The sequence below is a fragment of the uncultured Salinisphaera sp. genome (assembly GCF_964012375.1).
Lineage (GTDB): Bacteria > Pseudomonadota > Gammaproteobacteria > Nevskiales > Salinisphaeraceae > Salinisphaera.
In genome coordinates this window covers 15905-40022 of sequence record NZ_CAXGSH010000011.1, presented here as the reverse complement: position 1 = coordinate 40022, position 24118 = coordinate 15905, and the positions used below count along the sequence as shown (strand labels likewise).

The following is a 24118-nucleotide window of genomic DNA, read 5'->3' as shown; positions in this document are numbered from 1 at the left end:
GCAATCCCTGTTCTGTCGTTCGATTCGGATACGCCGTCAAACGTATCCACTGGCCAGCGACTGTGCCCGCACTGACCCCGCGCGGCTATCGGGACAACCACGTAATTGCGGGCATGCACGGGTCACGGGCGTGGCCACTCGCAACAAAGATCGGTTAGAGCGAGGCTGCGCGCAGGCGTAGCGCGTTCGTTATCACCGACACCGACGACAGGCTCATCGCTGCCGCGGCGAGCATGGGCGACAGCAGGGTGCCCAGCAGCGGATACAGCACGCCCGCTGCGATGGGTACGCCGATGCCGTTGTAGGCAAAGGCAAAGAACAGGTTCTGGCGAATATTGCGCATGCTCTGGGCCGAGAGTCGCTGGGCCTTGGCGATGCCGCGCAGATCGCCTTTCACCAGCGTAATCGGCGCGCTTTCCATGGCGATATCGGTGCCGGTGCCCATGGCGATACCCACATCGGCCTGGGCCAGCGCCGGCGCGTCGTTCACGCCGTCGCCGGCCATGGCCACGCGGTGCCCTTGTTGCTGAAGTTTTTCCACCAGGGCGTGTTTGTCTTCGGGCAGGGCACCGGCATGGACTTCGTCGATGCCCAGCTCGGCCGCGACCGCTTTTGCGGTGGCTTCGCTGTCGCCGGTGAGCATCACCAGACGCAGGCCGGCCTCGTGCAGAATGGCCACCGCATCCCGGGTGTTGGCCTTGATCGGGTCGGCCACGGCCACGAAGCCCGCCAGGGCGCCGTCGACGGCGATCCACATCACCGTTTCGCCGCTACCGCGGCGTTCGTTGGCCTGGGTCGTCAGTGCCGTGGTGTCGATGCCGTAATGCGTCATCAGTGCGGCATTGCCGACCTGAACCGTACGCCCGTTGATACGCCCGGCCACGCCCCGGCCGGTGATCGATTCGAAATCGCCGGCCTGTTCGAGCGACAGCTCGCGTTCGCTGGCGGCCGCGCAGATCGCGCGCGCCAGCGGATGCTCGCTGGCGCGCTCAAGGCTCGCGGCCAGGCGCAGCAGTTCGGCCTCGTCGAAACCGCCCGCCGTCTCGATAGCGACCACGCGCGGCGCGCCTTCGGTGAGGGTGCCGGTCTTGTCCATGAGCAGCACGTCGACGTCCTGCATGCGCTCGAGCGCCTCGGCGTCGCGGATGAGTACGCCTTCGCGGGCACCGCGGCCGATGCCCACCATCACCGACATCGGCGTGGCCAGGCCCAGCGCACAGGGGCAGGCGATGATGAGCACCGAAATGGCGGCTACCAGCGCATGGGACAGTGCCGGTGCCGGCCCGAACAACGCCCATGCCGCAAAGGCAATAACGGCAGCCAGCACCACCGCCGGCACGAACACGCCGGCCACCTTGTCGGCCATGCCCTGAATCGGCGCGCGTGAACGCTGGGCGGCGGCGACCATATCCACGATGCGCGACAGCACCGTGTCGTCGCCGACCGATTCGGCCTGCATCACGAAGCCGCCGGCCTGATTGACCGTGCCGCCGGTCACCTTGTCGCCGGATTGCTTGTTCTGGGGTTCGGGCTCGCCGGTGATCATGGATTCATCCAGCGTGGAACGGCCGTCGACGATTACGCCGTCCACCGGCACCTTTTCGCCCGGGCGTACCCGCAGGCGGTCGCCGGCGGCCAGATCGTCGAGGGCGACATCGGTTTCGTTGCCGTCGTCGTCGAGCCGGTGGGCGCTGGGCGGGGCGAGATCGAGCAGGGCCGACAGGGCACGCGAGGTCGCGCCGCGGGCACGCGCTTCCATGACCTGGCCGAGCAGAATCAGGGTGATGATCACCGCGGCGGCCTCGAAATACAGCGGCGTATGTCCGTTCTGGGCGAACGCGGCGGGCAATACACCCGGCAGCAGCAGGGCGACGATAGAAAATCCATAGGCCGCGCCCACGCCGAGCGCGATCAGCGTCCACATATTGGGGCTGACGTTGACCACCGATTGCCAGGCGCGCTTGAAGGCGAAGCCGCCGCAATAGAACACCACCGGCGTGGCCAGGGTGAACTGCAGCCAGCCGAAGCCCGCACCCAGCCAGGCGTGCAGATCCACGCCGGGAATCATGTCGCCCATGGCGAGTACGAACACGGCGCCGGCCAGCGGCAGGCTGATCCAGAACCGACGCTGCATGGCCTGGAGTTCCGGATCTTCGCTGTCCGGACTGACGGCGGTGGGCTCCAGCGCCATGCCGCATTTCGGACAGTCGCCGGGCTTGTCTTCGACGATTTCCGGGTGCATGGGGCAGGTGTACTGCGTCTGGCGTTTCGGCGGCTTGGCCGGTTCCAGCGCCATGCCACATTTGGGGCAATCGTCCGGGTGGTCGCTTTCCACGCCCGGACACATGGGGCAGATATAGCGCGTGCCGGGCGGCGCGGGCGTATCGTCTTGTACCGGGTTCAGAAACGATTCCGGATCGCCGGCGAAACGCTCGCGACAGCGCGTGCAGCAAAAATGAAAGGTCTGACCGTTGTAGTCGTAGTGCGGCTTTTCGCCGGGCACCACGGTCATGCCGCAGACCGGGTCCTTGGCCGTATTGTCGTGGTCGGCCTGTGCGTGGCAGCAATCACTCATTGTCGTTCAACGTTTCGATGATGGGGCAGCCCTCGACCGGGCCGTGGCCCGAGCAGCGCCGGGTCATGTCTTCGAGCGTGGTGCGCATGCGCTGCAAATCGTCCAGGCGGGTTTCGATCTCTTCGAGCTTGGCCTCGGCAATCGCCTTGATATCCGCGCGCTGGCCGCCGGCCTGCAGCTGCAGCAGGGCCGATATCTCGTCGAGCGTAAAGCCCAGCCGCTTCGAGCGGCGGATGAAGCGCAGCCGCTGAACGGCATCGGCCGGGTAGCGCCGATAGCCGCTGGCCGCGCGCGGCGGCTCCGGCATCAAGCCTCGCCGTTCGTAGTAGCGAATGGTTTCGATACCCGTATCCGTGGCCTTGGCCAGTTGTCCGATCGAATAGGTCATGGCGTCACCTGCTTAGGGACTTCAAACCTTAAGTCTGTAGTCGGCTACAGAGTCAAGCCTTTATTGCAGCGTTGGCATCTGCTCGGGCTGAAGGCAGGGACGTTGTGCCCGGGTTTCGCTAGTACCAGGCGCGCAGGCCCACCACGAAAGCGGTCGAGGAAGTGGCTTCGCCCTCGGCGCGGGCCATGTCCTTGGTGTCGCCGTAGGTCTGCTCCCAGCGCACGCCGATATAGGGGGCGAACTCGCGCATGAATTCGTAGCGCAGGCGCAGCCCCATCTCGGTATTGTTCAGGCCGCTGCCGATGCCGTAGGCGGGCACGTCCTGGACGGCGACGTTGATTTCGGCCCGTGGCTGCAGGATCAGCTTCTGGGTGAGCAGCAGTTCGTATTCGAACTCGCCGCGCAGGCTGGCGTCCCCGTCTTCGCTGACGAAGGCGGCCAGATCGGTTTCGAGCCAGTACGGGGCCAGGCCCTGTAATCCGAGCACGGCAAAGCCGCGGTCCGGGTTGGGATTGATGTCGTAGCGCAGGCCTGCCTGGGCGCTCCAGAACGGCGAGATCGTGCGGCTGTAGAGGGCCTGGAATTCGGTGTCCTCGGGCGAGCCACCGTGCATGGGCCCTTCGCCTTCGGTCTTGAGCCAGAGCTTGTTGAGATCGCCGCCGATCCAGGCCTGGGCATCCCAGAGATAGTTGTTGGTGCCGTCGACGTCGCCGTATTCGAGGCGGTCGAGCAGCACGAAGGTATGGGTCTGTTGGTCGTGGATCGGTTTGTTCCATGCGGCCGGAGCGCCGCTGTTGGGGTCGGCCGGGCCCGCGGGAATCACCGACTCCAGAGCGGCCTTGCCGTCGCCGTCGGCCTGCGCCCATGCCGACGTATTCACGCCCGACAGCAGGGCGCAGCACAGGAGCGTGAGTGCTTGGTTATGCATCGGCGCCTCCGGCCCGGTCGCTCACGCGCACAACGCGAAACATGCCCATTTCCATGTGGTAGAGCAGGTGGCAATGAAACGCCCAGCGGCCCGGCTCGTCGGCGGTGACGAGTAGCGAGGCACGCGAGGCCGGCAATACGCTCAGCGTGTGTTTGAAGGGCAGCCGGTCGCCCTGGCCGTTTTCCAGCTCCATGAACATGCCGTGCAGATGGATCGGGTGCTCCATCATGGTGTCGTTGACCAGGATCAGGCGGATGCGCTCGCCGTAGGGGAACTCGATCGGCGTCGAATCGGAATATTTCACGCCGTCGAAGGACCACATGTAGCGGTCCATATTGCCCGTGAGATGAATTTCGATGGTGCGTGATGGCTCGCGGCGATCCTGCATGGGCCGTACGTTGCGCAACTGGCTGTAGGTAAGCACGCGATGATCGACGTGCTCGAGGCCGGTGCCCCGTTCGGCCAGCCGGTCGCGCTGCACGGTGGCGACATTGATATTGCCCGCGCCGTGCATGTCGGGCCCGTGTTCGGCGACGACCGGTCCCGCCTGTTCCATCATCGCGCCGGTGCCCGTATTTTCGGCGTTTGGCCCACTGCCGCGGGTCATCTTGCTCATGTCGTGGTCCATGCCCGCCGTTGTCGTGCCGTCGGTGGCGTGACCCTGATGGCGTGTATGGTCCATGCCGGCCATGCCGTGGTTCTCTTGCGCGGCCGGCATGCCCGGCATCGAGTCATGGTTCATGCCCTGGCTCATCGCGTCGCCGTGCTGGTCGTGGCCCATCTTCATGTGGCCCGTATCCATATCGCCCATGGCCATGCCCATGTCCATCATCGTGCGCTGTGGCTGTTCGCGCAGCGCGGGCACGGGGGCGGCCATGCCCACGCGCGGCGCGAGGGTGCCGCGGGCATAACCGCTGCGGTCCATGCTTTCGGCCATGACCGTATAAGCCTGGTCGGCGGTGGGTTCGACGACCACATCAAACGTTTCGGCGACGCCGATCTGGAATTCGTCGGTCTCGACCGGTTCGACTTCCTTGCCGTCGGCGGCGACCACGGTCATCGGCAGGCCCGGCACGCGCACGTTGAAATAGGTCATGGCCGAGGCGTTGATCACCCGCAGGCGGATACGCTCGCCCGGCGTGAACAGCCCCGTCCAGTTGGCCTCGGGGTGCAGGCCGTTCATGAGATAGGTGTAGGTATGGCCCGTCACGTCGGCGATATCGCGGGCGCTCATGCGCATTTCGCCCCAGGCCAGACGGTCTCTTAGGGTGCTGGCGACTCCGGCGGTACGAAAATCCTCGGCCAGATCGCCCAGGGTGCGCTCGCTGAAGTTGTAGTAGTCGCTCATCTTCTTGAGTCGGGCGACGATGCGGTGCGGGTCCTCGAAGGTCCAGTCGTTGAGCACGATGACGTACTCACGGTCGGCGTCGATGCCGTCGTCGTCGGCCGGATGAATCACGATGGGGCCGATCTGGCCGCTTTGTTCCTGCAACCCCGAATGGCTGTGATACCAGTAGGTGCCCGCCTGCCGGACCGGGAAATCGACTTCGAAGCGCTCGCCCGCGGCGATCCCCGGGAAGGCCACACCGGGCACGCCGTCCATCTGAAACGGCAGCAAGAGGCCGTGCCAGTGCATCGAGGTCGGTTCATCCAGATGGTTATGCACCCGCAAACGGGCGTTACGGCCTTCCCAGAGTTCCAGGATCGGGCCGGGCGTACTGTGGTTGATGGTCAGCGCCGAGGCCCGGCCGCCGGCGATATCGATGCGCTCGCGACGCACGTGCAGATCCATGGCGACATCCCGGGGCGCCCCGCCTGCGCCCCGGGCCGCGGGGGCGCTCGGCTGTTGTCGTGCGTCGGCGCCCCTGTCCCGGGCATAGGCCGGCAACAGGGCGTTGAAGCCGGCCAGCAGGCCGCTCGCACCCATGGCGCGCAACAGGCGGCGGCGGTCGCTATCCGTGGTTCGTTGCCCCATGAGTCCTCCCGAATTCGAAACCCGGCGCCGGATTCGGCGCGGGTCTAGAGGCGCGCATAGACATCGCCCTGCAAGGTACGCACGACGAAGGTCTGCGTTTTCTCGCCCGGCATGCCGGGGGTGCCGATCGGCATGCCGGGCAGGGCGATGCCGTCGATGTCCGGCTGTTCGCGCAGCAGTTTCGCCACGACTTCGAGTGGCACATGACCGACCACGGTATAGCCACCGATGCGCATCAGATGGCAGGAACTCAGCTCGGGGGCTACGCCCGCGGCCCGAAACCGCTCGGCGCGATCGCCCATTTCGGCCACCGTCACGTCGAAGCCGGCCGCGCGCAGATGATCGACATACTTGTGACAGCAGCCACAATTGGCATCGCGATACAGGGTCGCGCTCAGCGGCGCGGCGACCGCGGCGCTGGCGAGTGCCCATAGCAGCATGGCGGCCGTGAATCGGTAGAGCGTGCGAAAACGAGACGCGGTCATGGCGTGGCTCCGACAGCTGGGCGCGTAGCATGCGCGGGGTTGGGTCACGCCGAATATAGCCATGCCAAGGCTACGGCGACAACGTGGACCCGGGTACGGACTTTGGTGCTGGGTCGGTCGATAAAATATTTTTAATCAATAGCCTGAGAGTCATGCGGGAAATTCTGTCGGAGGCTGGCCGACAGGCAGCCGGCACGCCATCCGCGCCGTTCGAGCGGCGGCCGCCACACGAGTGTCCAGGCCCGGTCGGGCCTGCTTGAAGACAAGCGCGTACACTACGGCGCGTTACGAACCGGTGACAGGACGACGACGTATGCGAGTAGTGGCGATTGGGGCCGGCGCCTGGGGCAAGAACATCATCCGTAATCTCGACGAGCTCGGCGTGCTGGCCGGGATTGTGGAAGGCAATACGGAACGCTTGAACGGCTACGGCGAGCAGTATCCGGGCGTATCGCTATTCGAGGACTGGCGTGCCGCCCTGGAATCTGCCGACTGCGATGCCGTCACCATTGCCACGCCCACGCCGTCGCATTTCGAGATTGCCATGGCGGCCATCGAGGCCGGCAAGGATGTGTTCGTCGAAAAACCGCTCACGCACAGCTCTGGCGAAGCGCGCCAACTGGTAGACGCCGCGCGGCACAATGACGCCATTCTCATGGTCGGCCATCTGCTGATCTACCAGCCCGCGATCGCCTGGATACGCGAGTACGTCGCGAACGGCGAGATCGGCGAGCTGTTTTCGATTCGCCACGAGCGGCTCAATCTCGGGCGTGCGCGCAGTGCCGAGAACGTGATCTGGGATATCGGCGTGCATGATATGGCGGTGATGCTGTATCTCGTCGGCGAAGCCCCCGAACGGGTGCGTGGTACCGGCCATCGCATGCTTGGACTGGGCGTCGAGGACGAGGTGCATGTGCATCTGGAATTCGCCAACGGCGTGCGCGGCAATATCCATACATCCTGGCTGTGGCCGGAAACCGACCGGCGCACCATCCTGCGCGGCTCGCGCGGCATGCTCGTTTACGACGAAGTCGCCCAGACGGTCACCCATCATCGCCGCTGGATCGATGCCGAACTGCAGAATCACGATGAAGGCAGCGAGGTCGTCCACCGCGGCGACGGCCAGCCGCTCAAGCTCGAGCTGCAGCACTTCCTCGACCGCGTGAAGGATCGCCAGCCTGCCCGCTCCGACGGCGAAAGCGCGCTGGCCGTGGTGGAAACGCTGGAGCGCATCAACGCGGCGGTAGAGGAATCCAGCCGCTATTGACGTTGTGGTAGTACAGGGTGCCGGGTATAACGCTCGGCCGATAAATCGGAACGGCGATGACCGGCCGGCGAATGGTGACCGGGGTGTTCACGCGTCTGAGTAAAGCAGCCGTTGATCCCTGTTTACCCGGTCGACGATGAAATGCCAGCTGCGGTTAACGGCGTCGAAGCGATGCAGGTCGCGGTTGGTGGATATCCAGTAATGCCGCACGAAGCGCAGGTCGTCGGTCAGCACCCGGGCCAGGCGCGGCTCGTGCGCCGCCATGTAGTCGGGCAGGATCGATAGCCCCACGCCTGCCAGCGCCGCTTCCTTCTGAGCGCCGATGGTGGTGCTTTGGAACACGAAATTCAGCTGCGGCGCGATCTCGTAGTGGTACCTCAGTTCGCCAGTGAACAGCCTGTTGTCGATATAGCCGATCCATCCATGATCAATGAGCTGGCTGCGATGGCGAATGGCGGCGTGCTGGGCGAGATAGTCGTGGCTGGCATAAACGCCCAGCGTATAGGCGGTCAGCAGACGCCGGATCACGAATTCCCCGGTCGGCTGCTCCAGCGTGATGCTGATATCGGCTTCACGGCTGGTGACGGTGGTCGACTTGGGCAACGAGATGAAATCGATATCGATACCGCTGTCGGGTACCCAGGCCGCAATGCGGCGTGACAGGTAGTTGTCGCCCAGCCCTTCGGTGACGCCGATGCGTACGCGCGATCGTGCGCCCGGCGCCTCGATCCCCTCCAGGCCGAGACGAAGATTGCGTTCCAGATTTTCGGCGTGGCGTAACAGGCCCATGCCGACGTGGGTCAGCTTGAAACCGTCGCCTGTCTGCACGAACAACTGTGCGTCGAGCGCGCTTTCGAGTACCCGGATACGGTTGCCGACAGTCACACGAGAGGCGTCGAGCACACGTGCGGCCCGGGTCAGGCGCCCGTGTCGGGCAAGCGCCAGGAAATACTTCAGGTCGTTCCAGTTTGTCGCGAGTAGTTGGGCTTCGTCTGACATGTCAGCCAAGGTGGAATAGTGGCGAGCGTAAAAATTATGACATGCGCTGTAACAATTTTTATCTATCGCAGGGCCGGCATGAGCGGCTAGCTTCTCGACATTAAATCAATCGAGAAGATGTCTTGGTGATGAAAGCGAACACGGCTGTATCCGTGGTGCAGCACGCGCCCGGCGACATGGCGCAGATGGAAGCCAACCTGGTCTATATCGAGCAGCGGCTCGAAGAGGAAGGCCAGCGTGGCAGTGAACTCGTGGTGTTCCCTGAAATGGGCATCACGAGTTTTTTCCGGCACGAACCCGGCGGCTATGAACGCTACTGGCGCGAAGCCACGATCGAGCTCGACGGTCCGGAACTCGGTCGTGTGGCCGCCGCGGCCCGGGCCGCCAACACCCATGCCGTGGTCGGGTTCGCCGAGCGTGCAGATACCACCGGCGTGATCTACAACAGCGCCGCATTGATCGGCCCAGACGGTCTGCTCGGGGTTACCCGAAAGGTCCACCTGCCAGGTCTGGAAAAGCTCTATTACACGCCTGCAGATTCGATCGAAGTCATCGATAGTCCGCTCGGACGTATCGGTATCGCGATCTGCTACGACGTGATGTTCCCCGAGTATTTTCGAGCGCTGTCCGACCAGGGCGCAGAAATCATCGTGTTCTGTTCGTCCACCTGGCGCGGTGGCGCCAAGGGCGGGGTCGGAATCGAGCACGTCAAACGCGATTACTGGGCGGCGCTGCCGATGGTGACTGCGATACAGAACCAGGCCTTCGTCGTGGGCTGCAACGCCTGCGGAAGCCTCGATATGGGCTCTCAGGCCGGTGTCTGGGAGCGCCTCGGCCTGAGCCAGATCGTCGCGCCGACCGGCCAGATCCTTGCGACGGCGGGTGAGCGCGACAGCGAAATTCTAAGGGCCGAGCTGGATAGGGAAAACCTGATCGCTGCCCGCACCAGCTATCGCTTTCTGACTGACCGGCTGCTCTAGCAAGCGGGCATCGCTTGGAAGGCGTTGAAAACAGCTGACGCAGCCAGCTGTCTTGGTGCCGGATTAATAATCACTGAAATTGGGGGAGTCAACGTGAACGACACGCGAATAATGATATGGATCGGCCTGGTGATATTTTTGGCGCTGATTGCCGTGCTCGGCTATATCGGCTCCAGGAAAACCGCCACCATCGCCGACTTTTCCATCGCCGGGGCCTCGCTGGGACCGGTCGTGCTGGGCCTGGCCTATGCCGCGACTTTCTTCAGCGCCTCGACTTTCGTCGGCTATACCGGCTGGGCCTACGAATGGGGCTTTTCGTCGCTTTGGATATTCCTGACCTTGATCGCGGCCTCGCCGCTGGGCCTGATCGTCATCGCCAAGCGCGCACGGGCAATGAATATCAGTCAGAAGTCATTGTCGCTGCCCGATTGGCTGGGCGATCGCTATGACAGCGACTTCGTGCGGGTCGGCGCCGCGTTGATCTGTCTTTTCAACATTTTCTATATCGCCGCACAGTTTGCTGCAGGGGCCTGGATCTTCAACACCCTGCTCGGGTTGCCTTACGACGTCGGCGTCGTTTTCATCGCCGTCATCGTGGTGGCCTATGTGTTCGGTGGCGGTTCCTATGCCGATATCTATACCGATGCGGCCCAGGCCTTGCTGATGGTGATCATGGGGGTGCTGGTGTTCGTATCCGTGTTCTGGATGTTCGACGGCGGCCTCACCGCCGCGCTGACCGAAATATCGCAGACGCTGGAAGCGCGCGACCCCAATCTGGTGGCCGTGACCAATCCCGATTCGATCGTGTTCTATTCGGTGCCGGCCATCGTGGGCGCTTTCATCATCCAGTTTGCTTTCGCCGCCCAGCCGCAGCTGTTCAACAAGGTGCTGGCGCTCAAGGACCCGAAAGATATGCGCCGCATGATTATCGTCTATATCGTGGCGGCGCTTGGCTTCCTGCTGGTCATATTCGGTGGTCTGTACGCCGCGGTGACCGTGGACGTCGACAACCTGGATACCAGTTTGCTCCAGTACGTGACCGTCGCCTTCCCGCCGATCGTATCGGCGTTTCTCGGCCTGGTCATCATCGCCGCGGCCATGTCCACCACCGACGGGATTTTCGTGGTGATGTCCACGATCGTGGCCAACGATATCTATCTGAAGGTTCTTGTACGCCGTGGCTATATCAAGAAATCGCCGGCCGAAGCCGAACGCTCGGCGCTGCTGCTGTCGCGTATTTCGGTCATCGTAGTCGGCGTGGTCGCGTCTTTGATCGTGTTCAATCCCCCCGAGTCGATCGGCATGTTCATTTGGGTGGGTATTTCCGGGGTGGCCTCGGGCACGCTCGGGCCGTTGCTGGCCAGCCTGTTCTTCCCGGCCTTGGCCACGCGGGCTGCCGCCTCGTGTTCCCTGGTCGCTGGTCTGGTCGCCTATCTGGCCATCATGTTCACGGATGCGATCAAGAGCACCATGGCCGCCGGTTCGGTCGGCGTACTGATCGGTCTGACGGTCATGCTCGTGGTCGGCATCGCCACCCGTCACCATCTCACCACACAGGAGGGCTGAAGCATGTGGGTCAACGAAATGATGACTATCTGGCTCTATGGAACCATCGGAGCGTTGGCGGTCTGCGGGCTCGGTCTGGCCCTGTGGTACCGCGACTGAGCCGGTCAGATGTTTGCTTGCTGCCCGTAGGCGGGCAGCAAGCGCTAGCGCCGATCTTATAGGTCGAACTCGGCCACCACCGGCACGTGGTCGGAGGGGCGCTTGCGCCCGCGTTCGCCGACGTGTGCCTTGCAATCGCGACAGGCTTCGACCAGCGCGGGCGTGGCAAGTACATGGTCGATACGCAGCCCGGCGTTGCGTGCCCAGCCGCCGTTGCGATAATCCCACCAGGTAAAGCGGTGCCGGCCTTCGCGCTCGTCGAACAGCCGCCAGCAGTCGGTCAGCCCGGCGTCGAGCAGGGTCTGCAGGGCAGCGCGCTCGGGCGGCGAGCACAGAATGCGGCCTTCCCATTTGTCCGGGTCGTAGGTGTCTTCCGGGCGCGGGGCGATATTGAAATCGCCGGTGAGTACGAGTTTGTCGTGGTTTTGCAGCTCGGCTTTCAGCCAGCTGGCGAGGGCCTCGAACCAGGCCAGCTTGTATTCGAACTTGGGTGAATCCAGCGCCTGACCGTTGGGGCAGTACACGCCGATTACGCGTACGCCGTCTACGGTGGCCGCGATCACCCGCTTGTGGTCGTCCTCGAAGCCGGGCAGCGCATAGACGACATCCTCGGCGGGCGTTTTCGTCAGCAGGGCCACGCCGTTGTAGGTTTTCTGGCCGGTGAATACGGTTTCGTAGCCGGCCTCGCGGATGGCATCACGCGGGAACTTGTCGTCGGTGAGCTTGGTTTCCTGCAGCGCGAGCGCATCGACCGGGCTCTTTTCGAGCCAGGCCAGCACGTGCTCCAGGCGCACGTTGAGCGAATTGACGTTCCAGGTGGCGATTTGCATGCGGCGGGGTTCCTTTGCGTTGCGGTCGAGGCGGTCGGCGCGCTATACCTGCGGACAACCTTCTTGCCCGTGCCGGATCACGCCATGCGTCGACTTCTATCCAAGCCTTTTACTGCCGCCATTGTAATGACCTCGGGCCTGATCGGCTGTGCCAGTCCGCCCCCGAAGCAGTTCACCCGTTCGGCAACCGAATTCACGCCCTGTTCGAGCGCGCCCCACTGTGTGTCTTCCCAGGCCGATGAGGACGACTCCAAATACGTCGCGCCGTTTGCCTACAAGCAGGCGACGCCGGCGGCGGCCCGCCAGACCCTGCTCGACATTCTCGGCGCCAGCGACGGCGCGACCGTGGAACGCGCCGAAGAGCGCTTCATCCATGCCACCTTTCGCAGCACGCTGGGATTCGTCGACGACGTGACCTTTATCGTCCAGCCGCAAGCCGAACACATCGACGTAAAGTCGTCGTCGCGGCTGGGCTACTACGATTTCGGCGTCAACCGAAAACGTGTCGAGCAGCTGCGCGCCCGATTCAACGCGCAGCTGTCGGCCCAAGCCTGAGCTTGCCGGGCCGCGCTAGGCGGCCCGCTCGTTACCGTCCAGCCCGCTGTGGCGCAGCAGGGCATCGATCGACGGTTCGCGGCCGCGGAAGGCCACGAAGTTGTCCATCGCATCGCGGGTGCCGCCGCGTTCGAGCACTTCGGTGAGAAAACGCTGGCCGGTGGTGGTGTCGAACAGGTCGGTTTCCTCGAAGGCGGCGAATGCGTCTGCGGAGAGCACTTCGGCCCATTTGTAGCTGTAGTAGCCGGCCGCATAGCCGCCTGCGAATACGTGCTGGAAGCTGTGCGGGAAGCGGTTGACCGTCGGCGGCGTGAGCACGGCCACTTCGGCACGCACCTTGTCCAGCGTATCCATGACTTGACTGGCCACGTTCGGGTCGTAGTCGCGATGCAGGCGCAGATCGAACAGTGAAATCTCGACCTGACGCAGCATCTGCCAACCGGCCATGTGATTGCGCGAGGCATAGAGCTTGTCGAACAGATCCTGGGGCAGTGCCTCGCCCGTTTCGTAGTGGGCCGCGAACAGATCCAGCGATGCCCGCTCCCAGCACCAGTTTTCCATGAACTGGCTGGGTAGCTCGACCGCATCCCATTCCACGCCGGCGATACCCGAGATCGGGCCGTAGTCCACGCGGGTGAGCATGTGGTGCAGGCCGTGGCCGAACTCATGGAACAGGGTGGTGACCTCGTCGTGGGTCAACAGCGCCGGTTCGCCGCCGATGGGCGGGGAGAAGTTGCAGGTCAGAAAGGCGACCGGCAGCTGCAGGCCGCTGTTGTCCATGCGCCGGCTCTGGAAGCCGTCCATCCAGGCGCCGCCGCGCTTGCCTTCGCGGGCATAGGGGTCGAGATAGAACACACCGCGGCGCTCGTCGGCGTCGTCGCGGATTTCGTAGACGGTGACGTCTTCGTGCCAGGTCGACACGCCCTCGAGCGCGGCGATACGGATGCCGTAGAGTTTTTCCACCACCTTGAACAGACCGTCGATCACCTTCGGCGCCTGGAAATAGGGGCGCAGGTCCTCGGCGGAATAGTCGTAGCGCTGTTCCTTGAGCTTTTCGCTGTAGTAGCCGACATCCCAGGCAGCAAAGTCGTCGATGCCGTCGTCGGCGGCCAGCGACTTGAGTTCGGCCAGCTCGGCTTCGGCCGGACCCCGGCTGCGCTCGGCCAGATCGAGCAGGAACGCTTCGATCTCGTTTGGCGTTTCTGCCATCTTGGTGGCCAGCGACTTCTCGGCGTAGTTGTCGAAGCCGAGCAGGCCCGCGGCTTCATGCCGTAGCGCGAGAATCTCGTCCATGATCGCGCCGTTGTCGAATTCGCCCGCATTGGGGCCGACTTCCGACGCACGACTGGAGAAGGCCTCATAGACTTCGGCACGCAGCTCTCGGTCGTCGGCGTGGGTCATGATGGCGATGAAGCTGGGCGCATCGAGGGTGACCAGCCAGCCGTCGAGATCCTTGTTGCTGGCGTTCTGGGCCAGCAGCGAACGCGCCGACCGGGGCAGGCCGCTCAGGCGTGCTTCGTCGGTGATGTGCTTGCGCCAGGCCTGGGTGGCATCGAGCACGTTCTGCTGGAAGGTGGTCGACAGCTCGCTCAGGCGCTGGGCGATTTCGGCATAGCGTTTCTTGTTGGCGTCGTCGAGTGCCACGCCGGCCAGCCGGAAATCACGCAGCATGTCGGTGACCACGCGCTGCTGGGCGGCATCGATCGTGTCGAATTCGTCGGAGTCGCGCAGGCGTTGCACCGCTTCGAACAGGGCCGTGTTCTGACCGAGTTCGGACGAAAACGCGGTGAGCTTCGGCAAGCAGGCCTGATAGGCCTCGCGCCAGGCCGGCGAATCCATCACCGAATGCAGATGCGATACCGGCGAAAACGCGCGCCCGATGCGGTCCTCGGCTGCATCCAGCGGGGCGATAAGCTTGTCCCAGCTCGGATTCACGCTTTCGGCAATGGCGCGATCCACCGCGCGCCGGGCGTCGGCAATCATGTTCTCGACGGCCGGTTCGGCATGTTCGGGCTTGATGGCGTCGAAATCCGGCAGCTGGCCGCCGTCGAGCATGGTCACCAGCGGGTTGTCTTGCGTATCGGTCATGATGCTCTCGTGTAGAAAACCAGGCGAACACTGCGGCGTCGCCGATGCGTACGAATGTGCGGCTGCGGTGGCGCCGGATCAAGAGCGCCCCACGACGTGCCGCGCTCCGGTGAATACAATGGGCACCATCATATGGCGAGCGAGCAGTTATGAGTGAACATTTCGACCTGGTCGTAATCGGTGGCGGCAGCGGCGGTATGGCGACCGCACGCCGGGCGGCCAGTTATGGCCGGAAAGTGGCGTTGATCGAGCGCGGCCGCCTGGGTGGTACCTGTGTGAACGTGGGCTGCGTGCCCAAGAAGGTGATGTGGCATGCCGCGGAATTCGCCCAGCACGCGGGCGACGCGGCGCACTACGGCTTCGCCACCGGCGTGCCCGAACACGACTGGGCCAAGCTCGTCGACAACCGCGAAACCTATATCAAGCGCCTCAACGGCATCTATGCCCGCAACCTCGACAAGGACGAGGTTGAGTTCATCGCCGGCGACGCACGTTTCATCGGCGAGCGCCGGATTGCGGTCGGCGAGCGCGAGCTCGACGCCGATCATGTCGTGATCGCCACCGGCGGCAAGCCACATTGGCCGGATATCCCGGGGGCGGCGCTGGGCACCGATTCGGACGGCTTTTTCACCTGGCGCGAGCGTCCGAACAGCGTGGCGATCGTGGGCAGCGGCTATATCGCCGTGGAACTCGCGGGCGTGCTCAATGCGCTGGGCAGCGAGGTCAAGCTGCTGCTGCGCAAGGATCATGTCATCAAGGGCTTCGATTCGATGCTCGGCAATACGCTCATCGAACGCATGAAAGAAGCCGGCATCGATGTGCAGATGCATCGCAGTACCGCCGAGCTCAGCGAAGCCGGTGAGCAGATCCGGGTCGATTTCGAAGACGGCGATTCGGTAACCGTCGACAAGCTGATCTGGGCGATCGGACGGCTGCCGAATACCGATAATCTCGATATAGAGGCTTCAGGTGTGGCGCTGGCGTCCGACGGCACGATCGTCGTCGACGAATGGCAGGACACGTCCATCGACGGCGTGCATGCGCTGGGCGATGTCACCGGCGCGATCGAGCTCACCCCGGTGGCGATCGCCGCCGGCCGGCGCCTGTCGGATCGACTGTTCGGCGGCCAGCCGGATCGCAAACTCGATTATCACAACATCCCGACCGTGGTGTTCACGCACCCGCCGATCGGCAGCGTGGGCCTGTCCGAATCGGATGCGCGCGCGCAGTACGGCGACGACGCGGTGAAGATCTATACCAGCCATTACGTCGCGCTCTATCACGGCGTGCTCGAACACAAGATCCCCAGCGACATGAAGCTGGTCTGCGTGGGCGCAGAGGAGAAAATCGTGGGTGCACATGTGATCGGCGACGGCGCCGACGAAATGCTGCAGGGCTTTGCGGTGGCGGTGAAGATGGGCGCGACCAAGAAGGATTTCGACGACACCGTGGCGATTCATCCGACCAGTGCGGAAGAGTTCGTCACCATGACGTGAGGCCTCTACATAACTACTGCGCTCGGTATCTTGGCTGTCGGTGGTGCTCGAAATCCTCATGTATGCGCTTATACATTGCGGTTTTTGCGCTCCAGCGCCAGCCAACCTACCGTCGCTCGCTACGTTATGAAGAGGCCTCACTGTGCATAGATTTCTTCTCGGCTTGAGCGGCTTGGTCGTGTCTTCGTTACTCGCGGCATGCTCCGGGCAGTTCTGGGCCAATGCGTTGACCCCGCGCTGGGGCTACGATCGGCATGCGGATATTGCCTATGGCGATCTCGAGCGCCAGACGCTCGATGTCTATGTGCCCAACGAACACGCGGCTGGCGCGCCGGTCGTCGTGTTCTTCTATGGCGGCAGCTGGCAGAGCGGCGACAAGAACGGCTATCGCTTCGTCGGCCAGGCGCTGGCCTCGCGCGGATTCATCGCGGTACTGCCCGACTACCGCCTGTATCCGCCCACGACCTTCCCCGGCTTCGTCGAAGACGGGGCCAAGGCGGTGGCCTGGGCGCAGGCGCATGCGGCCGACTATGGCGGCAATGCCGAGAACCTGTTCGTCTCCGGTCATTCGGCCGGCGCGCATATCGCGGCCATGCTGGCCACCGACGGGCGCTATCTGAACGCGGCCGGTTCATCGGTTTCGGCGCTGGCCGGCTTCGTCGGCATGGCCGGGCCCTATGATTTTCTGCCCATTCGCGATCCGGTGCTGCAGGAGATTTTCGCGCCGCGCGAAGACTGGCCGCAGAGCCAGCCCATCGAGTTCGTCGACGGCGACGAGCCGCCGATGCTGCTCATGCACGGCGCGGCGGATAAAACGGTGTTGCCGAAAAATAGCCGAAACCTGGCAGCTCGCGTGAATGAGGTCGGTGGAAGCGCCGAATTGGAAATCTATCCCGAGACGTCGCATATTGGCCTGATCGCACCGCTTGTCGCGCCTTTGCGCGGGACCGGAAGCGAGCTCGACGACTTCGCCGCCTTCATCAACAAAGTGGCCTCGGACAGCTTACGTTAAGCTTCGGCGTGTATTCTGCGCCGCTTAATCTAGTCGCCTACGTAATCATGCGTCGTTTTGTCATAACAACGATAAGCGTGCTCGTACTGCTGTGCGCGTCAGTTTCCACGGCGATGGCCGAGTCCGTCGAATGGAAAGAACTCAGCGTCTCGGCTACAGCCTATAATTCCGTGCCCTGGCAGACCACGGCGAACAAGCCTTCGGTCGCGGCCTGGGGGGACGAGCTGCGTCCCGGCATGCGCGCCATTGCGGTATCGCGGGATTTGATCAAGCAGGGGCTCACCCACGGTGCTCGGGTCAAGATCGAGGGCATGCCCGGGGTGTATGTGGTTCGCGATAAGATGAACAGCCGCTGGAGTAACAAGATCGATATCTACATGGGCAAGGATATCGACGCGGCACGCGAATTCGGTATACAACACGACCTGCGTATCAGCTGGGCCGAGCCTGGCAGCTGATAACGGGCCGGCGAGCGTTCGTCGGCCGTCCATCGATACAAGGAGAGACGATGCCCGGCAAGCTCGTACTGCTACGCCACGGCCAGAGCCAGTGGAACCTCGAGAACCGATTCACCGGCTGGGTCGACGTCGACCTCACCGATCAGGGCCGGGCCGAGGCGCGCGCGGCGGGTCGCCTGCTCGCCGAAGAAGGTATTCGTTTCGATATCGTGTTCACGTCCATGCTCCAGCGCGCGATCAAGACCATGTGGCTCGCGCTCGAGGAGCTGGAACAGCCCTGGGTCGAGGTGGTACGCCACTGGCGCCTGAACGAGCGTCACTATGGCGGGCTGCAGGGGCTGGACAAGGCCGAAACCGCGGCCAAGCACGGCGAGGAACAGGTCCATGTCTGGCGCCGCAGCTACGATATTCCGCCGCCGGAAATGGCCGCCGACGATCCCGGCCATCCGCGCAACGATCCGCGCTACCGGCATCTGGATGCGCGCGTGCTGCCGGGCACCGAGTCCCTCGCGCTCACGCTCGATCGGGTGCTGCCGTACTGGCACGACGCCATCGCACCGCGCTTGAAGGCCGGCGAGACGGTGCTGGTCACCGCCCACGGCAACAGCCTGCGGGCACTGGTGAAATACCTCGACGGCATTGCCGACGACGTGATCACCGGGGTGAACATCCCTACCGGTATTCCGCAGCTCTACACGCTCGACGATGAACTCAACGTCATCGAGTCGCGTTATCTTGGCGATGCCGAGGCCGCCGAGGCGGCTGCGAAAGCGGTGGCCGATCAGGCCAAGTCGAAATAAACGCGGGCGTGCGCTCAGCGGCGAACGCCGATATTGAGCGCACCGCTCTCGGGCTCGATCAGGCCGGCGGCGACGAGCCAGGCATGGGCATCTTCGGCGTCCTCGGCAAACCAGGCCGCGGCGCTGCCCAGGCGAAAGGTGTAGCCCCAGCGGTCCATGTCGGCGCACATGCGCGCTTGGCTCATGCCGTCGAGATGTTCGCTGGCCAGAATCTGCCAGTAGCAGACCGCGTTTTCCTCGTCGTATGTGCCGCCGGCGTTCGTGTGCAGCGCGTCGCGGCGCGTCTGGTCCATACACACATAGTGGCCGGCTTCGTGCATGGCCGAATGCACCGGCGTATCGTCGCGCACGTAAAGCGTGTCGCCGATCAGACCCGCTTCCTCGTCGCCCCAGAAACTACCGGGGATGGGTTGGCCCTTGGGCACACGCGCAAGCGTCAGGCCCAGACGGCCGAAAAAGCGCCTCAGCGACTCGAAACCAAGCGCCTCGACGGCGAGTACCGCAAGCGTTTCGGGCACGGCGTGGGGGCTTTGGCGTACAGTATGCAGATTGCTCAATGCACAGGTGAAACGTGAAACCGCAAGCGAAATCCTATCTTATTGGCGTGTTGATGGCTGCTGCCGTGTTGGCGGGCTGTGCGACCGGCCCGGCCGACAAAGCGGCACAGGAAAGCGCCGCCGACCGCGTGATGGCCGCTTACGACGTGCCGGATCTGCTCGCCCAGGCCGCGCCGGCGGTCACGCAGTCGCTCAACCAGAACCTGCCCGACGACGTGGATACGACCACGCGCAGCGCGCTGCGCGATGCCGTCTACGAAGCCTACGATCCGCAGACGCTGCAGCAGGACGTGCTCGATCGGCTGCGCGATGCCGCCGCCCGGGATGACCAGCAGCGTGCGCTCATGAGCGCGGCCGATGCCCTGCATACGCCGCTTGCCACCCGCATGATCGCGCTGGAGTCGGCCACCGGGGATCCGGACTTCGCCGCCAACTTCAAGGCGTTCGTCGAACAGCCGGCCACGCCGGAACGCAAGGAGCGTCTGCGCAAGGTCGATATGCTCGCCGAGAACATGAAGGTCGTGGAGCTGCAGACCGACTTCAACGTCACCCTGCTCGAAGCCATGATCCGTGCCCGCAACGAAGCCTCGGCGGCGGAATACCAGGTCGATAACAGCCGCGTGGAGCAGATGGTCGCCGAAACGCGCGCGGACATCGGCAACAAGCTCGAACAGCGCGTGCCGCTGATGCTGTTGTACGTCTATCGCGACGTCGACGACAGCACGCTGAGCGAATATACCGCGCTGCAAAACCAGCCGGAGTTGGTCTGGGCCAATCAGGCACTCAAGAACGCCATCATCGACACGCTCTCCGCCGCCAGCGATCGCGTGAGCGAGAATTTCACCCCCGTTTCCAGCTGATTAAAAATGCCGATAGTTACCGAAGATAGTCGTATTCGAGAAATCCTGGCCCAGACCCGTCGCGTGATCGTGATCGGGCTGTCCTCCAATCCGGACCGGCCGTCCTATGAAGTCGCCCAGGCGCTTCAGAGCGAGGGCTTCGATATCGTTCCGGTCAACCCGAACGAGCGTGAAGTGCTGGGCGTGAACGCGTTCCCGGATCTACGTCACGTCACGGGTATGACGGATGTCGTGGATGTGTTCCGTTCCTCCGAGCACGTACCCCAGATCGTCGATGCCTGCATCGAGCGCCATGTGCGCACCCTGTGGCTGCAGGAAGGGGTGATTCACCACGAAGCCGCGCAGAAGGCCGTGGATGCCGGCATCGAAGTCATCATGGATCGGTGCATGCTTAAAGAGTACCGGCGCCTGCTGGGCTGACAAGCCCAGAGCCTCGGCTCGAACCGCCCGTTGCTGGCGCAGGATTGTTGCCAGTGACGGGCCGCCGAGCGCGGGGTGTTGTCGTGCCCCTGCGTCTGCCCCACGCAGACGGCGCGCAAGGCCGTCGATCGCGACCAAGGTTGCACGCTTGGCACTTGCCGTTCGCGGCGCGACGACACAGTATGGGGCGCACGTCCGATTCATGCCCTGCCCCCGGGAGATACCGCTCCATGGCCAATCTCAGCCCTCTCGTTCTCATCCTGATCGTCGTCGTATGCGCCGGCATCGCGCTCGCGGTCGGTTATTTCCTCGGTAGCCGCTTTGGCGGCAAGAAATCCGTGGCCATGAAAGAGGCGACGGAAAAACACGACAGCTACAAGAACGACGTACGCGAACACTTCGAACAGACCTCGGCGATCATGTCGCGCATGGTCGACGACTATCGCGACATGTATAAGCACATGGCCGATGGCGCCGAGAAGCTGGCCGAAATGCATCCGGAAAAGCTGGTGACCCCGCCGCCGGCCCCGGAAGCGATTACCCGCGACACGCCGGTCGATCAATCGGCTACCAAGACCCAGGCCGCCCAGTCGAAGCAGGGCGGCGATCGCAGCGCCAACAATACGGCCGAAGCCAAACCCGCCGCCGCGCCGCAGAAACCGGCCGGGACCAACCCCCAGTCGTCCACGCAGGCCAAGACAAGCGAGCCGGCGGGCAGCCAGTCCTCCGCCAAGGCGGCCGCATCGGCACAGGGCAAGAACCAAAGCGATACTGCCGCTACAGCGGCGAAAGCCGACCCTAAAGCGTCTGCGAGCGCAGCGGGGGCCGAGAAGGCCGGCAGCGCGACCACGCCTGGCGCCAAGGCTGATACCGATCCCAAGGTCAAGCCCGATGCCAAGGCCGATACGAATACCGGAGATGCCGCCAACCGCGATGCGGTGATGAACAGCGACTCCTCCAACGACCGGCCCTGGAACAAGGAAAGCAAGAACAAGGACGGCAAGCGCTACGGTCTGGAATGATCGGCGCACGTCGGCGCTCCATGCGCTTGCGTGAAAAACGAAATACTGTTCTGATTCAGCCGGCCCTGTGCCGGCTGTTTTCGTATGGAGCGCCGGCGCATACGAAATAAAACAATGATCGAGGAGTAAGCCGGTGGAACGCAGCAACACCCCCTACGGTAACCATCAGTTCGGTATCTACAGCGCCGGGCTCAAGGGCGAGCTGCCCTCGTTGCCGTTGCGCTACGAAGACCTGGAAGCGCGAGCGCGGGACGTGCTCGACCCCGCGGCCTACTGGTATGTGGCGGGCGGCGCGGGCGAGGCGTCGATGGCGGCCAACCGCAACAGTTTCGATCGCTATCCGCTGTTTCCGCGCATGCTCACCGACGTCAGCGAACGCGATTTAAGCACGACGGTTCTGGGCAAGAAGCACGCCACACCGTTGATGCTGGCCCCGCTGGGCGTACAGGAAATTCTGCATCCGGAGGCCGAGCTGGCCGTCGCTCGGGCTGCCGCCGAGGTCGGCGTACCGATGATCCTGTCGACGGTCTCGTCGTACCCGATGGAACAGGTCAAACACGAGCTCGGCGACACCACCGGCTGGTATCAGCTGTACTGGCCCAACGACGACGAACTGGCCACCAGCCTGGTACAGCGGGCCGAGAAAGCCGGCTACGAAGCGATCGTCATCACGCTGGACACCAAGATGCTGGCCTGGCGCGAACGTGATCTCGAAGGCGCTTATCTGCCCTTCTTGCAGGGCAAGGGGCTGGCCAACTACACCAGCGATCCGGTCTTTCGTGCCGGGCTCGACAAGGCGCCGGAAGAAGACGTGATTGCCACGGTCAAGCACTGGTCGCAGGTGTATGCCTCGCCCGAGCGCAGTTGGCCCGATCTGGCCAAGCTGCGTGCGGCCACCAACCTGCCGCTGATCCTGAAAGGCGTGCTACACCCCGAAGACGCGCTGGCCGCGCGCCGTGCCGGCATGGACGGCGTGATCGTGTCCAACCATGGCGGGCGCCAGGTCGATGGCAGCATTGCCGCGATCGATGCCCTGGCGGGCGTGGTGGATGCCGTGGGCGACCATATGACCGTACTCTTCGACAGCGGCATCCGTCGTGGTGCGGACGTACTCAAGGCAGTGGCCCTGGGCGCGGATGCGGTACTGGTTGGGCGCCCGTTCGCCTGGGGGCTGGCCTGTGCCGGCGAGCAGGGCGTGGCCGAAGTCCTGCGCCGGCTGTTGGCCGATATCGACCTGACCCTGGCCTTGACCGGCCACGATCGGATCGACGGGCTCACACGCGCGGCGCTGGCGCCTGTCCGGTATTAGTGGCTGCCCCTGCGGCGCGTTGTAGCGCGCCGCAGGGGCGCAGGCTTACATGCGGCCCAGATGCATGCCCGCGTCGAGCAGCAGGGTTTCGCCGGTGGTAATGCCCGCGCCGGCGGCGAAATAGGCGATCGACTCGGCCACGTCTTCGGGTGTGCAGACACGGGCCAGCGGCGAGTTGGCTTCCAGGCGCTCGATCATCGCCGTGTAGCGTTTCTCGCCCAGGCCTTCGGCCAGCCAGCTGCCGCGTACGAAGCCGGGGCAGACCGCGTTCACGCGGATCGCCGGGCCGAGTGCTCGTGCCAGCGACTTGGTCATGGTAATGAGCGCGCCCTTGGAAGCGGCATAGGCGATCGAGCTGCCGAAGCCGAGTACGCCGGCAATCGAGGCCACGTTCACGACGCTGCCCGTGCCAGCGGCCTGCATCGCAGGCGCGACCGCGCGCACCATCTGGTAAGCGCCGACCGTATTCACGGCATAGAGGTCCTGGAAATCCTGTGCGCTCAGGCCTTCAAGGTTTTCGTGCGCGCAGAAACGGGTGGTGCCGGCGTTGTTGACCAGGGCATCGATACGGCCCCAGCGTTCGAGCGCGCTGTCGGCCAGGGCGCGACAGTGCGCATCCTCGGCCACGTTGGCCTGCTGGACGAGCGTTTCTGCGCCCAGCGCTTCGCATTCTGCGGCTACCTGTTCGGCGGCCTCGGCGCTGCGAGAATAGTTGATGACCACATTGTAGCCGCGTTCGGACAGCAGGCGGGCAGTGGCCGCGCCGATGCCGGAGGAGGAGCCGGTGATCAGGGCGACGGGACGATTGTTGGACATGCGCTAATTCCTGAGCGGGCCGCGCATGAAAAGTCAGGCCAAGGCGCGGCGTGAATCGACGCCGCAGCATAGCCGATCGTTGCGGTGCTAGGGCCTGTCGCTAGGAATCGAGCTGCCGGTGGGCGGTGCGCTGGATGGTTTCCACCATCGAGTACAGCCCGTTGCGCCGGTTCATGGTGATGTGCTGTTCCAGGTTGAGGTCGGCGAATATCTGGTTGATATCGATCTCGGCGATCTCTTTCGGCGTCTTGTCGGAATAGATCATCAGCAGCACGCCGATCAGCCCGCGCACGATATGGGCATCCGAATCGCCCCGAAAATGCAGTTTGTCGTCGTTGCTTTCGTCGGCCACGAGCCAGACCTGGCTCATGCAGCCGCGCACGCGGGTGGCCTCGTTGCGCTCTTCGTCGTCCAGCGGCTCGAGCTTGCGGCCCAGATCGATGATGAAACGATAGCGTTCCTCCCAGTCGGGCAGCATCTCGAAGGTGGTCTTGAGTTGCTCGATCTGTGTATCCATAGGGCGCGTGTTCAAGCAGGGTGTACCTGTTACAAGCTTGGGCCATAGCGCGCGCCAGTCAAGCGTTCGCACTCGTGTACGCCGTCGCCAGCGGCTAGACTGGCCACATGCAAAGC

The 24118-nt window shown here is 63.9% G+C and carries 23 protein-coding genes; 12 read left to right on the top strand and 11 right to left on the bottom strand.

Annotation, left to right across the window (positions count from 1 at the left end):
* Window positions 1-154: 154 nt before the first annotated feature.
* The 5 genes from ABNU97_RS03570 to ABNU97_RS03550 form a co-directional block, all read right to left on the bottom strand.
* Entirely contained in the window at window positions 155-2575 is a 2421-nt protein-coding gene (locus ABNU97_RS03570; protein ID WP_348765380.1) for a heavy metal translocating P-type ATPase, read from the bottom strand.
* On the bottom strand, window positions 2568-2963 hold the full coding sequence (locus ABNU97_RS03565) for a MerR family transcriptional regulator (protein WP_348765379.1): 396 nt from the start codon (window positions 2961-2963) through the stop codon (window positions 2568-2570). The genes ABNU97_RS03570 and ABNU97_RS03565 overlap by 8 nt, the downstream gene beginning before the upstream one ends.
* Before the next feature lie 118 nt (window positions 2964-3081).
* A complete protein-coding gene (locus ABNU97_RS03560; RefSeq protein WP_348765378.1) occupies window positions 3082-3891 on the bottom strand; it encodes a copper resistance protein B in 810 nt (269 codons plus the stop codon).
* On the bottom strand, window positions 3884-5866 hold the full coding sequence (locus ABNU97_RS03555) for a copper resistance system multicopper oxidase (RefSeq protein WP_348765377.1): 1983 nt from the start codon (window positions 5864-5866) through the stop codon (window positions 3884-3886). The genes ABNU97_RS03560 and ABNU97_RS03555 overlap by 8 nt, the downstream gene beginning before the upstream one ends.
* A 44-nt stretch (window positions 5867-5910) precedes the next feature.
* A complete protein-coding gene (locus ABNU97_RS03550) occupies window positions 5911-6351 on the bottom strand; it encodes a DUF411 domain-containing protein (RefSeq protein WP_348765376.1) in 441 nt (146 codons plus the stop codon).
* A 322-nt stretch (window positions 6352-6673) separates the two neighbouring features.
* On the opposite strand from ABNU97_RS03550, the gene ABNU97_RS03545 reads away from it, so the two are divergent.
* The gene (locus ABNU97_RS03545) at window positions 6674-7618 is read left to right on the top strand and encodes a Gfo/Idh/MocA family oxidoreductase (protein ID WP_348765375.1); all 945 of its coding nucleotides are present in this window, start codon (window positions 6674-6676) and stop codon (window positions 7616-7618) included.
* Window positions 7619-7705: 87 nt separating this feature from the next.
* Here ABNU97_RS03545 and ABNU97_RS03540 read toward each other — a convergent pair whose 3' ends face one another.
* Window positions 7706-8617, bottom strand: a complete 912-nt coding sequence (locus ABNU97_RS03540; RefSeq protein ID WP_348765374.1) for a LysR family transcriptional regulator — start codon at window positions 8615-8617, stop codon at window positions 7706-7708.
* A gap of 128 nt (window positions 8618-8745) precedes the next feature.
* On the opposite strand from ABNU97_RS03540, the gene ABNU97_RS03535 reads away from it, so the two are divergent.
* Complete coding sequence (locus ABNU97_RS03535; RefSeq protein ID WP_348765373.1) at window positions 8746-9597, top strand: carbon-nitrogen hydrolase family protein; 852 nt, start codon at window positions 8746-8748, stop codon at window positions 9595-9597.
* A gap of 93 nt (window positions 9598-9690) precedes the next feature.
* A complete protein-coding gene (locus ABNU97_RS03530; protein WP_348765372.1) occupies window positions 9691-11163 on the top strand; it encodes a sodium:pantothenate symporter in 1473 nt (490 codons plus the stop codon).
* A gap of 155 nt (window positions 11164-11318) precedes the next feature.
* Here ABNU97_RS03530 and xth read toward each other — a convergent pair whose 3' ends face one another.
* On the bottom strand, window positions 11319-12092 hold the full coding sequence (gene xth, locus ABNU97_RS03525) for an exodeoxyribonuclease III (RefSeq protein ID WP_348765371.1): 774 nt from the start codon (window positions 12090-12092) through the stop codon (window positions 11319-11321).
* Between the two features lie 84 nt (window positions 12093-12176).
* Between xth and ABNU97_RS03520 the strand changes: the two genes are divergently transcribed.
* Entirely contained in the window at window positions 12177-12647 is a 471-nt protein-coding gene (locus tag ABNU97_RS03520; RefSeq protein WP_348765370.1) for a DUF1499 domain-containing protein, read from the top strand.
* Window positions 12648-12662: 15 nt separating this feature from the next.
* On the opposite strand, the gene ABNU97_RS03515 is transcribed toward ABNU97_RS03520, so the two are convergent.
* Complete coding sequence (locus ABNU97_RS03515; protein WP_348765369.1) at window positions 12663-14735, bottom strand: M3 family metallopeptidase; 2073 nt, start codon at window positions 14733-14735, stop codon at window positions 12663-12665.
* A 149-nt stretch (window positions 14736-14884) separates the two neighbouring features.
* On the opposite strand from ABNU97_RS03515, the gene gorA reads away from it, so the two are divergent.
* The 4 genes from gorA to gpmA all read left to right on the top strand — a co-directional run bounded on the left by gorA (window position 14885) and on the right by gpmA (window position 18501).
* Window positions 14885-16231: a glutathione-disulfide reductase gene (gene gorA / locus ABNU97_RS03510; RefSeq protein ID WP_348765368.1), complete on the top strand. Its 1347-nt coding sequence runs from the start codon at window positions 14885-14887 to the stop codon at window positions 16229-16231.
* 142 nt (window positions 16232-16373) lie between these two features.
* Entirely contained in the window at window positions 16374-17243 is an 870-nt protein-coding gene (locus ABNU97_RS03505; RefSeq protein WP_348765367.1) for an alpha/beta hydrolase, read from the top strand.
* 47 nt (window positions 17244-17290) lie between these two features.
* Entirely contained in the window at window positions 17291-17701 is a 411-nt protein-coding gene (locus ABNU97_RS03500; protein WP_348765366.1) for a hypothetical protein, read from the top strand.
* Window positions 17702-17751: 50 nt separating this feature from the next.
* Complete coding sequence (gene gpmA / locus ABNU97_RS03495; RefSeq protein ID WP_293623617.1) at window positions 17752-18501, top strand: 2,3-diphosphoglycerate-dependent phosphoglycerate mutase; 750 nt, start codon at window positions 17752-17754, stop codon at window positions 18499-18501.
* Window positions 18502-18515: 14 nt separating this feature from the next.
* Here the strand turns inward: gpmA and ABNU97_RS03490 are convergent, their stop codons facing one another.
* A complete protein-coding gene (locus tag ABNU97_RS03490) occupies window positions 18516-19019 on the bottom strand; it encodes a hypothetical protein (protein WP_348765365.1) in 504 nt (167 codons plus the stop codon).
* A gap of 92 nt (window positions 19020-19111) precedes the next feature.
* Between ABNU97_RS03490 and ABNU97_RS03485 the strand changes: the two genes are divergently transcribed.
* The 4 genes from ABNU97_RS03485 to ABNU97_RS03470 all read left to right on the top strand — a co-directional run bounded on the left by ABNU97_RS03485 (window position 19112) and on the right by ABNU97_RS03470 (window position 22669).
* Window positions 19112-19918: a hypothetical protein gene (locus tag ABNU97_RS03485; protein ID WP_348765364.1), complete on the top strand. Its 807-nt coding sequence runs from the start codon at window positions 19112-19114 to the stop codon at window positions 19916-19918.
* Between the two features lie 6 nt (window positions 19919-19924).
* A complete protein-coding gene (locus tag ABNU97_RS03480) occupies window positions 19925-20338 on the top strand; it encodes a CoA-binding protein (protein WP_348765363.1) in 414 nt (137 codons plus the stop codon).
* Between the two features lie 230 nt (window positions 20339-20568).
* Window positions 20569-21360, top strand: coding sequence for a DUF1043 family protein (locus ABNU97_RS03475; RefSeq protein ID WP_348765362.1), 792 nt, complete (start codon window positions 20569-20571; stop codon window positions 21358-21360).
* Window positions 21361-21493: 133 nt separating this feature from the next.
* Entirely contained in the window at window positions 21494-22669 is a 1176-nt protein-coding gene (locus tag ABNU97_RS03470; RefSeq protein ID WP_348765361.1) for an alpha-hydroxy-acid oxidizing protein, read from the top strand.
* 45 nt (window positions 22670-22714) lie between these two features.
* Here the strand turns inward: ABNU97_RS03470 and ABNU97_RS03465 are convergent, their stop codons facing one another.
* A complete protein-coding gene (locus ABNU97_RS03465) occupies window positions 22715-23485 on the bottom strand; it encodes an SDR family oxidoreductase (RefSeq protein WP_348765360.1) in 771 nt (256 codons plus the stop codon).
* Window positions 23486-23585: 100 nt separating this feature from the next.
* Window positions 23586-24002 (bottom strand): SufE family protein, encoded by a 417-nt coding sequence (locus ABNU97_RS03460; protein ID WP_348765359.1) that lies wholly within the window; start codon window positions 24000-24002, stop codon window positions 23586-23588.
* Window positions 24003-24118 lie beyond the last annotated feature (116 nt).

What these genes read in the sequence shown, in the direction of transcription:
- ABNU97_RS03465 (WP_348765360.1), bottom strand. Translation starts at nt 23,485, where the DNA reads ATGTCCAACAATCGTCCCGTCGCCCTGATCACCGGCTCCTCCTCCGGC.
- gpmA (WP_293623617.1), top strand. Translation starts at nt 17,752, where the DNA reads ATGCCCGGCAAGCTCGTACTGCTACGCCACGGCCAGAGCCAGTGGAAC.
- ABNU97_RS03570 (WP_348765380.1), bottom strand. Translation starts at nt 2,575, where the DNA reads ATGAGTGATTGCTGCCACGCACAGGCCGACCACGACAATACGGCCAAG.
- ABNU97_RS03560 (WP_348765378.1), bottom strand. Translation starts at nt 3,891, where the DNA reads ATGCATAACCAAGCACTCACGCTCCTGTGCTGCGCCCTGCTGTCGGGC.
- ABNU97_RS03480 (WP_348765363.1), top strand. Translation starts at nt 19,925, where the DNA reads ATGCCGATAGTTACCGAAGATAGTCGTATTCGAGAAATCCTGGCCCAG.
- ABNU97_RS03535 (WP_348765373.1), top strand. Translation starts at nt 8,746, where the DNA reads ATGAAAGCGAACACGGCTGTATCCGTGGTGCAGCACGCGCCCGGCGAC.
- ABNU97_RS03485 (WP_348765364.1), top strand. Translation starts at nt 19,112, where the DNA reads ATGGCTGCTGCCGTGTTGGCGGGCTGTGCGACCGGCCCGGCCGACAAA.
- ABNU97_RS03565 (WP_348765379.1), bottom strand. Translation starts at nt 2,963, where the DNA reads ATGACCTATTCGATCGGACAACTGGCCAAGGCCACGGATACGGGTATC.
- xth (WP_348765371.1), bottom strand. Translation starts at nt 12,092, where the DNA reads ATGCAAATCGCCACCTGGAACGTCAATTCGCTCAACGTGCGCCTGGAG.
- ABNU97_RS03475 (WP_348765362.1), top strand. Translation starts at nt 20,569, where the DNA reads ATGGCCAATCTCAGCCCTCTCGTTCTCATCCTGATCGTCGTCGTATGC.
- ABNU97_RS03550 (WP_348765376.1), bottom strand. Translation starts at nt 6,351, where the DNA reads ATGACCGCGTCTCGTTTTCGCACGCTCTACCGATTCACGGCCGCCATG.
- ABNU97_RS03555 (WP_348765377.1), bottom strand. Translation starts at nt 5,866, where the DNA reads ATGGGGCAACGAACCACGGATAGCGACCGCCGCCGCCTGTTGCGCGCC.
- ABNU97_RS03460 (WP_348765359.1), bottom strand. Translation starts at nt 24,002, where the DNA reads ATGGATACACAGATCGAGCAACTCAAGACCACCTTCGAGATGCTGCCC.
- ABNU97_RS03515 (WP_348765369.1), bottom strand. Translation starts at nt 14,735, where the DNA reads ATGACCGATACGCAAGACAACCCGCTGGTGACCATGCTCGACGGCGGC.
- ABNU97_RS03520 (WP_348765370.1), top strand. Translation starts at nt 12,177, where the DNA reads ATGCGTCGACTTCTATCCAAGCCTTTTACTGCCGCCATTGTAATGACC.
- gorA (WP_348765368.1), top strand. Translation starts at nt 14,885, where the DNA reads ATGAGTGAACATTTCGACCTGGTCGTAATCGGTGGCGGCAGCGGCGGT.
- ABNU97_RS03540 (WP_348765374.1), bottom strand. Translation starts at nt 8,617, where the DNA reads ATGTCAGACGAAGCCCAACTACTCGCGACAAACTGGAACGACCTGAAG.
- ABNU97_RS03500 (WP_348765366.1), top strand. Translation starts at nt 17,291, where the DNA reads ATGCGTCGTTTTGTCATAACAACGATAAGCGTGCTCGTACTGCTGTGC.